Origin of the sequence: Burkholderia sp. LK4, from assembly GCF_001043615.1 — a bacterium.
GTDB lineage: Bacteria > Pseudomonadota > Gammaproteobacteria > Burkholderiales > Burkholderiaceae > Burkholderia > Burkholderia cepacia.
Window position 1 is genome coordinate 35565 of the sequence record NZ_LDUL01000074.1, and the last position, 12910, is coordinate 48474.

Here is a 12910-nt window from a genome sequence, read left to right on the forward strand (position 1 = left end):
AAATGAATTATTAACCTGAATTAATGATTTAAGCTGATCGACTTTAATTTTGTAATTATTGCGGTGCAGCGGGATGGCGGGCAACGATCGAGGGCGGCAAATCGGTCAGATCCGATGAGCCCGGTCGTGAAGTGCGACTGACGGCAAGACGAAATGGAGGCACGTAGCGGACGATCGCGGTTCGATTCGATCAACATGCCTGACAGACATAAACGCAAATTATCTCTGTCAGGAATAAACGCAAAATATGCCTGACAGAGATAAAACCATTCCCCTTCCGGCGCGAACCGCCCCGCCGTCGAACGCACTTCCGACCCTATCACCTATCCTCACACCATAGTTTTTATCCGCTGGCGCGAATGATTTTGGCTTCGTTAGATGGATGACATTCGATCATCAGACGACAACGATCTAACAGCCGATGACCTGCGCGTTCGCCCGTACCGTCGAATCCCGCTATGCCGAGCTCACGCCGACCGCGAAGCGCATCGCGAGCTACATGCTCGCGAACCTCGACCGGCTCGGGCTTGAAACGGCCGACCAGATCGCCCGGCAGGCCGGCACGAGCGGCATCTCGGTCGGGCGCTTCCTGCGCAGCGTCGGCTACCGCAATCTCGACGACCTGAAACGCGAGCTGCGCGGCGGAGGCGATCGCCCGTGGATGATCACCGACCGGCTCGACGAATACCGCCGCGTCGCGGGTACGCAACCGGCCCACCGCAACGGCAATGCCAATGCCGCCAACAGCCCGCTCGCATCGTCGCTCGAGCGCGAGCTCGATGCGATCCGCCACGTGTACCGCCTCGCCGAAGGCCCGGTGTTCGCGCAGGTGGCCGACCGGATCGCGCATGCGGACGCGGTATTCATCCTCGGCATCCAGTCGACGCGCGGGATCAGCAATGCGTTCAGCAGCTACCTCGAGTACCTGCGCCCGCGCGTGTTCTATTCCGACGGCCAGTCGGGCTCGTACGTCGATTCGCTGAACTCCGAATTCGAGCGGCCGTACTGCATCGTCACCGACACCCGCGCGTATTCGCGCAGCGCGCGCCGCTATTGCCAGGCGGCCGCCGAGCGCGGGCAGCCGTTCGCGCTGGTCACCGATCTCTCGTGCCCGTGGGCGCGCGACTGGCCGGCCGACCTGCTGCAGGTGAAGACCGACGTCGGCCAGTTCTGGGATTCGCTCGCACCGCTCACCTGCCTGTTCAACCTGCTGATCACGGCCGTGGTCGACCGCCTCGGCCCCGCGATCGACCGGCGCGTCGCGCGCAACCGCGAACTGCAGCACACGTTCGACCAATTCGAATCCTGAGCGAGCCCGACCGAACCCGAACCGCCAATGAACGACCACCGCCTCGTCGAAATCACGCCCACCACCCATCGCGTCGACATCGACCTCGTCTACGCGACCGACCGCAACCTGACCGGCAAGCCGATCTACCGCCGCGCGCACTGCCTGCTGCTGGCGCCGGCCGAGGCCGCGTTGCGCCGCGCGGTGAACGTCGCCGCGCAGGCCGGCTTCACGCTGCGCATCTACGATGCGTACCGGCCGCCGCAGGCGCAGCAGGTGCTGTGGGATTTCCTGCCCGACCCGAACTTCGTCGCCGATCTCGGCCGCGGCTCGAATCACAGCCGCGGCACCGCGCTCGACCTGACGCTCGTCGGCGCGGATGGCGAGCCGCTCGACATGGGCACCGGCTTCGACGAGATGGTCGCCGCATCCGGCCACTTCCACGCGGGGCTGCCCGAAGCCGTGCAGCGCAACCGCCTGCTGCTGCTCGGCGTGATGCACGCGGCCGGCTTCGCGCACATCGACAGCGAATGGTGGCACTACGAACTGCCCGGCTCGCACGCATTGCCGCAGATCGACAATGCGGCAAGCGGCCCGTGGCGCCTGATGTGATGGCCCGGCGCATGCCCCCCGACGTTCACGTTCAACGACTTCAACGACACATGGAGCGCAGATGAAACCCCTGACATCCCGGCTCGTCGCGGCGCTGGCCGCCGCATCCGTCCTCGCCGCCGTTCCGCTGTCCGCCGCGCACGCGGAGACACCGAAGGACATGTTCGTGATGGCCACGCTGCTCGACGAATTCACGACGCTGGACCCGGGCGAGGTCTACGAGCTGGTGCCGGAGGAATACGTCGCGAACACGTACGACCGGCTCGTGCGCGTCGACCTGCGCGACCCGTCGAAATTCAACGGCGACGTCGCGCAGTCGTGGACGGTGAGCACCGACGGGCTGACCTACACGTTCAAGCTGCGCCCCGGCCTCAAGTTCCACTCGGGCAACCCGCTGACGGCCGACGACGTCGCGTGGTCGATCCAGCGCGCGGTGCTGCTCGACAAGGGGCCCGCGGCCGTGCTGACCGGCATCGGGCTCACGAAGGCGAACGTCGTCGCCAACGTGAAGAAGCTCGACGACCTGACGGTGTCGGTCACGACCGACCAGAAGTACGCGCCGACCTTCGTCCTGAATGTGCTGGGCTCCTGGCCCGCCTCCGTGCTCGACAGGAAGCTGCTGCTGTCGCACCAGCAGGGCAGCGACTTCGGCAACGCGTGGCTGAAGACCAACGAGGCCGGCTCCGGCGCGTACAAGCTGGTCAAGTGGACCGCCGGCGACAGCGTCGTGCTGCAGCGCTTCGACGGCTACCGGCTGCCGCTCGCGATGAAGCGCATCGTGCTGCGCCACGTGCCCGAAGCCGCGAGCCAGCGCCTGCTGCTGGAGAACGGCGATGTCGATGCGGCACGCGACCTGAGCCCCGACGATCTGGCGTCGGTCGTGAAATCCGGCAAGGCGAAGGTGTCGGCATCGCCGCAGGCGACGCTGCTGTATCTCGGCCTGAACACGAAGAATCCGACGCTCGCGAAACCCGACGTGCAGGAAGCGCTGAAGTGGCTCGTCGACTATGCGGGCATCCAGGGCAACGTGGTGAAGACGACCTACAAGGTCCACCAGACGTTCCTGCCCGAAGGTTTCCTCGGCACGCTGAACGCGAACCCGTACCGGCTCGACGTCGCGAAGGCGAAGGCGCTGCTCGCGAAAGCCGGCGTGCCGAACGGGTTCTCGGTGACGATGGACGTGCGCAACGACTATCCGTACACCGAAATCGCGCAGGCCGTGCAGGCGAACTTCGCGCAGGCGGGCATCAAGGTGCAGCTGATCCCCGGCGACAACAAGCAGACACTCGCGAAATACCGCGCGCGCCAGCACGACATCTACATCGGCGAATGGTCGGCCGACTACATCGATCCGCACAGCAACGCGCAGGGTTTTGCGTGGAACCCCGACAATTCCGACAAGTCGAGCTATAAAATGCTGGCCTGGCGCAACAGCTGGGACATTCCGCAACTGACGAAGGAAACCGACGCCGCGCTCGCCGAGCCGACCGCCGCGAAACGTGCGCAACGGTATCAGGCGATGCAGAAGGAGATGCTCGCGCGCTCGCCGTTCGTGATCATGTTCGAGAAAGTCGCGCAGGTCGCGACGCGGCCCGGCGTGAGCGGGCTCGAAGTCGGGCCGATCAACGATCTCGTGTCGTACCGCAACCTGAAGAAGCAATGAGATTCACCGCATGTCGACTCCCGCCTCCTCCCTCGAAGCCCTGCGCACGCTGCCCGCGCGGCACCCGGCCGTGCGCTGGGCACTGCGCGTGCTGCGCTGGGCGCTCACGCTCGCCGTCACGTTCGCGGGGCTGCTCGCGCTGACGTTCGTGATCGGCCGCAAGGTGCCGATCGATCCCGTGCTCGCGATCCTCGGCGATCGCGCGTCGGCCGACGCGTATGCGGCCGAACGCATCGCGCTCGGGCTCGACAAGCCGCTCGTCACGCAGTTCCTGATCTATGCGCGCGACGTGCTGCACGGCAATCTCGGCATGTCGCTGCTGACCGCGAACCCGGTGCTCGACGACATCAAGCGCGTGTTCCCGGCCACGCTCGAACTGGCGACGATCGCGACCTTGATCGGCATCGCGATCGGCGTGCCGCTCGGCGTCGCGGCCGCCGTGAAGCACAACCGTCCGATCGATCACATCGCGCGCTTCGTCGGGTTGATCGGCAATTCGGTGCCGGTGTTCTGGCTCGGGCTGATGGGGCTGCTGCTGTTCTACGCGCGGCTGCACTGGGTCGGCGGGCCGGGCCGGCTCGATCCCGTGTACGACGGGATGGTCGATCCGCGCACCGGCAGCCTGCTGATCGACGCGGCGCTCGCGGGCGAATGGGACGTGTTCCGCAACGCGGTATCGCACATCGCGCTGCCGGCCGCGATTCTCGGCTACTACTCGGTCGCGTATCTCAGCCGCATGACGCGCTCGTTCATGCTCGACCAGCTGAGCCAGGAATACATCGTCACCGCGCGCGCGAAAGGCTTGCCGGAGCGCCGCGTGATCTGGCGGCATGCGTTCGGCAACATCGCGGTGCCGCTGCTCACCGTGATCGCGCTCACGTACAGCAACCTGCTCGAAGGCTCGGTGCTGACCGAGATCGTGTTCGCGTGGCCGGGGCTCGGCTCGTACCTGACCGGCGCGCTGCTGAACGCCGACATGAACGCGGTGCTCGGCGCGACGCTCGTGATCGGCGCGATGTTCATCACCGTCAACCTGCTGACCGACGCGCTGTACCGCGTGTTCGATCCGCGCGCGCGCTGAGGCGCCGACACGACATGACCGCTTCCACCCTGCTTCTTTCATCGCCCATGCCGAAGGTCGTCCAACCATGAACGCCGAGCGTCTCACGCTGCGCGCGTGGCTGCTGTCCGACGCGCCCGCGTCGCGCTCGCAGGCCGCGCTCGGCCTTGCGTATCGCCGCTGGCGCCGTTTCGCCGCCAACCCGCTCAACCTGTTCGGGCTCGCGATCCTCGTCGCGCTGATCGTCGTCGCGATCGTCGGCCCGCTGATCATGCCGCACGATCCGCTGCGCCAGGTGCTGTCCGACCGGCTGCTGCCGCCCGGCTCGCCGTCGCACTGGCTCGGCACCGACCAGCTCGGCCGCGACATCCTTTCGCGGCTGATCGCCGGTTCGCGCCTCACGCTCGGCATTGCGCTGCTCGTCGTCGTGATCGTCGTGCCGATCGGCCTCGCGATCGGCACGACGGCCGGCTATTGCGGCGGCTTCGTCGACAGCGTGCTGATGCGCATCACCGACATCGCGCTCGCGTTCCCGAAGATCGTGCTCGCGCTCGCATTCGCGGCCGCGCTCGGGCCCGGCGTGATCAACGCGGTCGTCGCGATCTCGATCACCGCATGGCCCGCGTATGCGCGGCTCGCACGCGCGGAGACGATCCGCATCGCGCAGGCCGACTTCATCCACGCCGCCCGCCTGCAGGGCGCGTCGGGCCCGCGCATCCTGCTGCGCTACATCGTGCCGCTGTGCATGTCGTCGGTGATCGTGCGCGCGACGCTCGACATGGCCGGCATCATCCTGACCGTCGCGGGCCTCGGCTTCCTCGGCCTCGGCGCACAGCCGCCGAGCCCCGAGTGGGGCTTCATGGTCGCGTCGGGCCGCAACGTGCTGCTCGACGCATGGTGGGTCGCGACGCTGCCCGGCATCGCGATCCTGCTCGTGAGCCTCGCGTTCAACCTGCTCGGCGACGGGCTGCGCGACGTCTTCGATCCCCGCCATGGAGCGTGACATGCCGATGAATACCGCCACCGCGCCCGCGCCGCTCTGCGAGATCGACGGGCTGAAGATCGGCTTTCGCGGGCACGACGGCACCGTCACCGATGCCGTGCGCGACCTGTCGCTGACGCTCGCGCCCGGCGAACGCCTCGGCATCGTCGGCGAATCGGGCTCCGGCAAATCGCTGACGGGCCGCGCGCTGCTCGGCCTGCTGCCCGACGCCGCGCGCTGGTCGGCGCGCACGATGCGCTTCGCGGGCCACGACCTGCTCGCGATGTCGCCGCGCGAACGCCGGCGGCTGTGCGGCAGCCAGATGGGCATGATCCTGCAGGACCCGAAATATTCGCTGAACCCGGTGATGACGGTCGCGAAGCAGATGGGCGAAGCGTTCCGGCTGCACGAGCCCGGGCTGCGCGGCCGCGCGCTGCGCGAGCGGATCGTCGAGGCACTCGAGGCCGTGCAGATCCGCGACCCGGCGCGCGTGGCCGATGCGTATCCGCACGAGCTGTCGGGCGGCATGGGCCAGCGCGTGATGATCGCGATGATGGTGTCGACCGGCCCGCGCCTGCTGATCGCCGACGAACCGACCTCCGCGCTCGACGTCGCCGTGTCGATGCAGGTGCTCGCGGTGCTCGACGCGATGATCGCGCGCCACGGCACGGGCCTGATGTTCATCAGCCACGACCTGCCGCTCGTGATGTCGTTCTGCGATCGCGTCGCGGTGATGTACGCGGGCCGCGTGGTCGAAACCTGCGCCGCGCGCGACCTGCGCAACGCTTCCCATCCCTATACGCGCGGGCTGCTCGCGGCGAACCCGCCGCTCGCGAATCCGCCGGACGAACTGCCCGTGCTGCGGCGCGATCCGGCGTGGCTCGAACCCGCGCCGCATGCCGGCACGCCCGCCGATCGACAGGAGGCCGCACGATGATCGACGTCGATCACGCATCGATCCGTTTCCCGACCCGCACGGGTCACGTCGACGCCGTGCGCGACGCGAGCTTCGCGGTGCGCGACGGCGAGGTGTTCGGGCTCGTCGGCGAATCGGGTTCCGGCAAGTCGACGCTGCTGCGCGCGCTGACGGGCCTCGTGCCGCTCGCGTCCGGCAGCCTGTCGATCGACGGCCGGCCGGTCGGCGGCACACCCGACCGTGCATTTCGCCGCCACGTGCAGATGGTGTTCCAGGACCCGTATGCGTCGCTGCATCCCCGCTTCACGGTCGACCAGACGCTGCGCGAACCGCTGTCGATCCACGGCATGCGCGACACCGATGCGCGCATCGCACGCGCGCTGTCCGAGGTCGGGCTCGGCCCCACGTTCCGGTTTCGTTATCCGCACCAGTTGTCGGGCGGCCAGCGGCAGCGCGTCGCGATCGCACGCGCGCTGATCGTCGAGCCGCGCGTGCTGCTGCTCGACGAGCCGACGTCCGCGCTCGACGTGTCGGTGCAGGCCGAGATCCTGAACCTGCTGCGCCGGCTGCATCGCGAACGCAACCTGACGATGATCCTCGTCAGCCACAACCTCGCGGTGATCGGCTTCCTGTGCCAGCGCGTCGCCGTGATGCAGCAGGGCGAGATCGTCGAGCAGTTGCGGATCGAGGACGTGCGGGCCGGACAAGTGGCGCGCGACTACACGCGCACGCTGCTGAATGCGACCGAAGGCTATCGCCGTCTCGAGCCGGCGCCTGACGCGCCGGCCGCGTGACATCCGCACGTCGCGCCGCCATGCGATACTCGGCGGGCCACGCGCTGGCTTGCCGCCGCATGGAACCCTTGTGCACTGCACGGGTCAATTTACTTTCGTCAACAGCTCAACAGCAATAGGGAGGCGTTCATGCTGCAATTCATCGAAACCCTGGTCGTCGGGCTCATCGTCGGCCTCCTCGCCCGCGCGCTCAAGCCCGGCGACGACAAGATGGGAATCCTGATGACCGTCGTGCTCGGCGTCGTCGGCTCGCTGGTCGCCGGCTACGTCGGCCGTGCGGCCGGCTGGTATGCGCCGGGCCAGGGCGCGGGCTGGATCGCGTCGATCGTCGGCGCAATCGTGCTGCTCGTGATCGTCGGCGCGGTACGCAAGCGCATGAACTGAACCGCGCACCTTCGCCCCAACGCAAAACGCCGCTCGAGACGAGCGGCGTTTTTGCTTTCCGGGCGGCGCGAGGCCGTTGCCCGCACAACGGTCGCGGCGACCGTTCGCCGTTCGATCTTATCTCCCCCGGCTTTTCCCTGACTTGCGATTGCGCAGATTCGGCCTACATTGGTTCAAGCAATTCGCAATCGTTTGCCCATAGCCATTATTTCGATTTTCTCATTCAAGAGGTCCGATGGTTCTGCCGTTTACGCATACAGCATCGCGGCGTTGACGGACTGCCACCCGAGCGGCCCCGCTGCGACGCGCTTCCTCTCTGGAGCCTGTCATGAAGCATCGCCATATCGCCGCCTCGTTCGCCCTGGCTGCCTCGCTTCTGGCCACTTCCTCGTCCTTCGCTGCCGGCGCGTCCGGCATCATCCACTTCTCCGGCATGATCGTCGAGCCGCCCTGCTCGTTCGCGCTCGATACGGCCGATGTCGCCAACGGGCGCGTACGCGCCGACTGTCCGCGCCCGGCAACCGGCCAGATCGCGTTCGTCGACGCGGCGAGCCAGCAGGCGATCAAGACCACGACCTTTACTCAGGCCTCGCGCGCAATCGTTTTACCGAACCGTCCCGGCAACAATCACGCACCGATGATCGCGGTCGTGACATACCAGTAAAGCCGCTCGCCGGCGCGACGCCCGGCGGGTTCCGCCCGCCGGTTCGATGAACGTGCGCGCGTCGCCGCTCAGTCGCGATGGCGCGCGATCCAGTCGCTGAACGCGCGGATCTTCTGCTGGCTGCCGATGGTCTCGGGATACACGAAGAAGTAACGCGCGCCGGTTTCGAGCACGATGTCGAACGGCCGTTCGAGCCGGTGAGCGCTGACGTCGTCGTCGACGAGCGTCACGTCGCCGATCGCGACGCCGAAGCCCTGCATCGCCGCGTTCGTCGCGAGATCGAGCGTGTCGAACGTCGGCCCGCGCGCGGGATCGACACTGCGCTCGCCCGCATGATCGAGCCACGCACGCCAGTCGCGATGGTCTCGCGTCGGATGCAGCAGCGTATGGCGCGCGAGATCGCCGACCGCATCGAGCGGCGACGCCTGCCGCAGCTCGGGCGCGCACACGGGTGTCAGCCGCTCGTCGAACAGCGGCAGTGCGAACACGCCGGGGCCCGGCGCCGTGCCGTAGACGACGGCCGCATCGAACGGCTCGGTCGAGAAATCGACGACGTGCTGCCACGCGGTCGTGATCTGCACATGGAGATCGGGATGCTCGCCCTGGAAGCGCATGATGCGCGGCAGCATCCAGCGCATCACGCAGGTGGGCACCTTCAGCGCGAGATCGGTGCGCTGGCGCGTGAGCTTCATCGAGATGTCCTCGATCCGCGCGAAGCTCTCGTTGACGACCGGCAGCAACTGCTCGCCCTCCGCCGTCAGCGTGAGCCCCTTCGCATGCCGCTTGAACAGCGGAAAGCCGTAATGCGCCTCGAGCGTCTGGATCTGCCGGCTCACCGCGCCCTGCGTGATGCACAGCTGCTCGGCCGCGCGCGTGAAGCTGCGGTGGCGGGCCACCGTCGAGAAGATCTGCAGTGCGTGCAGGGGCGGAAGTCGGCGCATGAAGAAGGCAAACGCAAAAACGGCGCGGAAGGGCCGCGCGCCGGCTCCGGCGCGCGCTGTCCGACACGATAAGCCAAACGCCGGTTTTACGCGAGGAGCGACGCGCTCAGGCCGTCGCGGTGAGCGCACCCGCCACGATGCGCGCCGCCGACACGACGACGTCCGCGCGGGCCGCCGCCGCGGCTTGCGGCTGCGTGAACGACACGGCCATCACGATCGGCGCACGCGACGGCGGCCACAGCACCGCGACGTCGGTCGTCGTGCCGTAACCGCCCGTGCCGGCCTTGTCCGCGATGCGCCAGCCGGGCGGCACGCCGGCCGCGATGCCGGTCGCGCCGCGCGCGCCGCCGACCATCCATTCCGTCAACTGCGCGCGCTGCGGGTCGGGCAGCGTGTTGCCGAGCAGCAGCCGCTGCAGCGTGTCGATCATCTCGACCGGTGTCGACGTGTCCCGCTCGTCGCCGGGCGCCGCGTGATTCAGTTCGGGTTCCCAGTGGTCGAGGCGGAACGACGTGTCGCCGCTCGCGCGCGCGAACGACGTGACGGCCTGCGGGCCGCCCAGCACACCCATCAGCAGGTTGCCCGCCCCCTTGTCGCCCGACTGCAGCATCGCCACGCACAGCTGCTCGATCGTCATGCCCGTGTCGACGTGGCTTTCCGTGACCGGCGAGCCCGACACGATTTCATAGCGGCGGTAAAGAATTCGGCGCGGCAGCAGCGACGCATCGAGCGAGCCGCGCGCGAGCATCGCGGCAGCCGCGACGACCGCATACGTGCCGCACAGCGGGAAGCGTTCGCGCGCATGGTGAGCGATGCGCACGCCGTTCGACGTATCGAGCGCGGCGACACCGAGCCGGCCGTTCGACGCCTTCTCGAGCGCGGTCAATTCGGCCTGGGCGGTATGGGCGCGCCCCTGGTCGGCGACCGGCGCGGACGTGCACGCGGCGACGAACGGCGCGGCCACGGCGGCAAGCAACAGCGAGCGGCGTGTCGGAGAGTGTTCCATGGATGAGGTGTGTTCTGTCTTCTGTCGGAAACGGTGGCACGAAGCAACGCGGGCGCGCTTCAACGAAGCGCCCGCGTTCGCGCCGGCGGCCGGCCCGCGACGGCATTCACCGCGCATCCCCTGAAGATGGCCGTCGGCCCCGCGTGAAGCACGGGATTCGCATGAACAGCCCCTAGCGTAGCAGCGACCGCCGCCACGTTCCAGCGAAACGACCCCGCCTCACCCTTGCGACGAAGGCAGGTACGGCATCGGATTGACCGGCTTGCCGTCGCGCCGCACTTCGAACAGCAACGCGACACGCGAGTTGTCGAGGTCGCCCATCTCGGCGATCTCGTCGCCCTGGCGCACGATGTCGCCTGTCTTCACGAGCAACCTGCGGTTATGCGCATAGGCGGTCAGGAAATCCGCGTTGTGCTGGACGATGATCAGGCTGCCGTAATCGTTCAGGCCAGTGCCGGCGTACATCACGCGACCGTCGGCCGCAGCGCGGACCGGGTCGCCCGGCCGGCCGGCGATCTGGATGCCGCGGTTCTGCCCCGGCCGGAACCCGTCGACGATCTTGCCGTTGGCGGGCCACTTGAGCGCGACACCGCCTGCATGCCGCTTCGTTTCCTTGACGACCTGACGGTCGCTCGCGGTCGACGCGGTGGCCTGCGCCGATGCCGGGCTGCTCCCCGCGCCATTGCTCGCAGCCGACGACGCGGCCTGCATGCCGGCTGCGCCCGGCGGCGGCAACGGCTGCTGCCTGACGATGCGCAGCACCTGCCCCATGCGCAGCCTGCCGTTCGCGCCCAGCTTGTTCCAGGTGCGCAGGTCGGCAATGCTGCAGCCGTTCGCGGACGCGATGCCCGTCAGCGTGTCGCCGCGCTTCACGATGTACTTCTGCGCAACGAGAATCGGCGCGGGAGGCGGGGTGACGGCCGCCGGCGCAACGGCCGGCGGGCTCGACGGTAATGACTGTGCCGCCAGCGTATCGCTCGGCGGAACGGACTGCGTGCTTGCACAACCGGCCATGACGAGCACGGCGGCCAGGCCCGGCAGCCACGCCGCGTGACGGTGAATCTCGCGCGATTTCATGGACGATCCGACTCCGGTTTGACAATCTTTCAAGCATCTCAAAAACGGAACGGCCGACGTGTAACCGGATGAAAACAATGATGACAAACGATCACGAACCGGATGCCGGCCGGCATTCGCTACCGGTAATACGGTCCGATTCGGAAAAACTTGATGGTCTTTTCGCGTGGAAACGGAAGAATTTTCGTTCTGTAAAACTATGGTGAACTCATTTTGATAGGCGACGCAGCGTGCCAATGCGGCGCGCCGCGACGCTCAACGCAGCCACGCGGCGAGTTCGGAACAGGCCCACGCGATGCCGATGCACAGGAACAGCACGTGCAGCGCGATCTTGAACGACACGCCCCACGATGGATCGATCCGCATGACAGGCTCCCCCGGTTGATGTGCGGCCATGATCCGTCATCGATCGTGCCCCGAAAATTCGGAACCGGCGAATCGGGCCTCAGGCCAAGCCTGAGACCCCGGCCGCGGTTCCCTGCTAACTTATCGGCCATTCCAACACGATCACCCCCACCCTCATGCGCTTCGACCTGACCGACCTGCGGCTCTTCCTGAACATCTGCGAGGCCGGCACGATCACGAGCGGGGCCGAGCGGACCCACATCACGCTGCAGGCCGCGAGCGAACGCATCCGCGGCATGGAGGACGAGCTCGGCGTACCGCTGCTGCACCGGACCAAGGCGGGCGCGCAGGCCACCGACGCAGGCCGCGCGCTCGAACACCACGCGCGCACCGTGCTGCAGCAGATCGACCACATGCGCGGCGAACTGCAGCAATTCGGCCAGGGGTTGCGCGGGCATATCCGGCTGCTGTGCAACACGGCGTCGCTGAGCGAATACCTGCCCGATGCGCTGGCCGACTACCTGCCGCATCATCCGAAGCTGTCGATCAGCGTCGAGGAGCGCTCGAGCCAGGAGATCGTGCATGCGATCCGCAACAAGACGGCCGAGGTCGGCATCGTCGCCGATTCGGTCGGGCTCGGCGGGCTCGAACAGAAGCCGTTCCGCGAGGACTGGCTGATCGTCGTCGTGCCGGCCGCGCATCCGCTCGCGTCACACGACAAGGTTGCGTTCGACACGATCGCCGACGCCGACTTCATCGGCCTCACCGACGGCAGCGCGCTGCAGGTGCATCTCGCCGACCAGGCGCGCGCGCTCGGCAAGCGGATCCGCTACCGCGTGCAGCTGAAGAGCTTCGACGCGATCTGCCGCGTGATCGCCAGCGGCGTGGGCATCGGCATCGTGTCGCGCCATGCGGCCGAGCGTGCGATGCAGACGATGGACGTGCGGCTCGTCGAGCTGTCCGATCCGTGGAGCCACCGCCGCCTGAAGCTGTGCGCGCGGTCGTTCGACGCGCTGCCGAAGTACACGCGGGAGTTCGTGGCGTTTCTGTCCGGCGAAGCAACGTCGCGGTAACGCCCGCCGCATTCGCCCCCACCCCTGCGACACACGGAAGCACGGCTCTGGCCGACACCGATCTTGCCACCCGCTTCCGCGCGTATATCGACTGCCTGAACCGAC

At 67.6% G+C, this 12910-nt stretch carries 13 protein-coding genes; 10 read left to right on the top strand and 3 right to left on the bottom strand.

Annotation, left to right across the window (positions count from 1 at the left end; translation table 11 throughout):
- Positions 1-421 precede the first annotated feature (421 nt).
- From sapR to VK92_RS31680, 9 genes are all read left to right on the top strand, one after another.
- Positions 422-1309 carry a sap1 transcriptional regulator SapR gene (gene sapR, locus VK92_RS31640; protein WP_048022495.1) on the top strand — a complete coding sequence of 296 codons (888 nt, stop codon included), beginning with the start codon at positions 422-424 and terminating at the stop codon, positions 1307-1309.
- Between the two features lie 27 nt (positions 1310-1336).
- On the top strand, positions 1337-1900 hold the full coding sequence (gene ddpX, locus VK92_RS31645) for a D-alanyl-D-alanine dipeptidase (RefSeq protein WP_048022496.1): 564 nt from the start codon (positions 1337-1339) through the stop codon (positions 1898-1900).
- Between the two features lie 61 nt (positions 1901-1961).
- Positions 1962-3563, top strand: a complete 1602-nt coding sequence (locus tag VK92_RS31650; protein ID WP_048022497.1) for an ABC transporter substrate-binding protein — start codon at positions 1962-1964, stop codon at positions 3561-3563.
- Between the two features lie 10 nt (positions 3564-3573).
- Positions 3574-4644 (top strand): ABC transporter permease, encoded by a 1071-nt coding sequence (locus VK92_RS31655; RefSeq protein ID WP_048022498.1) that lies wholly within the window; start codon positions 3574-3576, stop codon positions 4642-4644.
- A 67-nt stretch (positions 4645-4711) separates the two neighbouring features.
- Complete coding sequence (nikC, locus tag VK92_RS31660; RefSeq protein ID WP_021161354.1) at positions 4712-5626, top strand: nickel transporter permease; 915 nt, start codon at positions 4712-4714, stop codon at positions 5624-5626.
- 1 nt (position 5627) lies between these two features.
- The gene (locus tag VK92_RS31665; RefSeq protein WP_048022499.1) at positions 5628-6542 is read left to right on the top strand and encodes an ABC transporter ATP-binding protein; all 915 of its coding nucleotides are present in this window, start codon (positions 5628-5630) and stop codon (positions 6540-6542) included.
- Entirely contained in the window at positions 6539-7315 is a 777-nt protein-coding gene (locus VK92_RS31670) for an ABC transporter ATP-binding protein (RefSeq protein ID WP_048022500.1), read from the top strand. Before VK92_RS31665 ends, VK92_RS31670 begins: the two co-directional genes overlap by 4 nt.
- Before the next feature lie 129 nt (positions 7316-7444).
- Positions 7445-7699, top strand: coding sequence for a GlsB/YeaQ/YmgE family stress response membrane protein (locus VK92_RS31675; RefSeq protein ID WP_021161357.1), 255 nt, complete (start codon positions 7445-7447; stop codon positions 7697-7699).
- 328 nt (positions 7700-8027) lie between these two features.
- Positions 8028-8363, top strand: coding sequence for a hypothetical protein (locus VK92_RS31680; RefSeq protein ID WP_048022501.1), 336 nt, complete (start codon positions 8028-8030; stop codon positions 8361-8363).
- Positions 8364-8431: 68 nt separating this feature from the next.
- Here the strand turns inward: VK92_RS31680 and VK92_RS31685 are convergent, their stop codons facing one another.
- From VK92_RS31685 to VK92_RS31695, 3 genes are all read right to left on the bottom strand, one after another.
- Positions 8432-9304 (bottom strand): LysR substrate-binding domain-containing protein, encoded by an 873-nt coding sequence (locus tag VK92_RS31685; protein WP_048022502.1) that lies wholly within the window; start codon positions 9302-9304, stop codon positions 8432-8434.
- A 106-nt stretch (positions 9305-9410) separates the two neighbouring features.
- Entirely contained in the window at positions 9411-10310 is a 900-nt protein-coding gene (bla, locus tag VK92_RS31690) for a class A beta-lactamase (protein ID WP_048022503.1), read from the bottom strand.
- Positions 10311-10529: 219 nt separating this feature from the next.
- Positions 10530-11387, bottom strand: a complete 858-nt coding sequence (locus VK92_RS31695; RefSeq protein WP_021156945.1) for a peptidoglycan DD-metalloendopeptidase family protein — start codon at positions 11385-11387, stop codon at positions 10530-10532.
- A 521-nt stretch (positions 11388-11908) separates the two neighbouring features.
- Between VK92_RS31695 and VK92_RS31700 the strand changes: the two genes are divergently transcribed.
- The gene (locus VK92_RS31700) at positions 11909-12805 is read left to right on the top strand and encodes a LysR substrate-binding domain-containing protein (protein WP_048022504.1); all 897 of its coding nucleotides are present in this window, start codon (positions 11909-11911) and stop codon (positions 12803-12805) included.
- Positions 12806-12910: the final 105 nt, after the last annotated feature.

Bases quoted from the DNA above. Each gene is read 5' to 3' on its own strand.
- sapR (WP_048022495.1), top strand. From the start codon at position 422: ATGACCTGCGCGTTCGCCCGTACCGTCGAATCCCGCTATGCCGAGCTC.
- ddpX (WP_048022496.1), top strand. From the start codon at position 1,337: ATGAACGACCACCGCCTCGTCGAAATCACGCCCACCACCCATCGCGTC.
- VK92_RS31650 (WP_048022497.1), top strand. From the start codon at position 1,962: ATGAAACCCCTGACATCCCGGCTCGTCGCGGCGCTGGCCGCCGCATCC.
- VK92_RS31655 (WP_048022498.1), top strand. From the start codon at position 3,574: ATGTCGACTCCCGCCTCCTCCCTCGAAGCCCTGCGCACGCTGCCCGCG.
- nikC (WP_021161354.1), top strand. From the start codon at position 4,712: ATGAACGCCGAGCGTCTCACGCTGCGCGCGTGGCTGCTGTCCGACGCG.
- VK92_RS31665 (WP_048022499.1), top strand. From the start codon at position 5,628: ATGCCGATGAATACCGCCACCGCGCCCGCGCCGCTCTGCGAGATCGAC.
- VK92_RS31670 (WP_048022500.1), top strand. From the start codon at position 6,539: ATGATCGACGTCGATCACGCATCGATCCGTTTCCCGACCCGCACGGGT.
- VK92_RS31675 (WP_021161357.1), top strand. From the start codon at position 7,445: ATGCTGCAATTCATCGAAACCCTGGTCGTCGGGCTCATCGTCGGCCTC.
- VK92_RS31680 (WP_048022501.1), top strand. From the start codon at position 8,028: ATGAAGCATCGCCATATCGCCGCCTCGTTCGCCCTGGCTGCCTCGCTT.
- VK92_RS31685 (WP_048022502.1), bottom strand. From the start codon at position 9,304: ATGCGCCGACTTCCGCCCCTGCACGCACTGCAGATCTTCTCGACGGTG.
- bla (WP_048022503.1), bottom strand. From the start codon at position 10,310: ATGGAACACTCTCCGACACGCCGCTCGCTGTTGCTTGCCGCCGTGGCC.
- VK92_RS31695 (WP_021156945.1), bottom strand. From the start codon at position 11,387: ATGAAATCGCGCGAGATTCACCGTCACGCGGCGTGGCTGCCGGGCCTG.
- VK92_RS31700 (WP_048022504.1), top strand. From the start codon at position 11,909: ATGCGCTTCGACCTGACCGACCTGCGGCTCTTCCTGAACATCTGCGAG.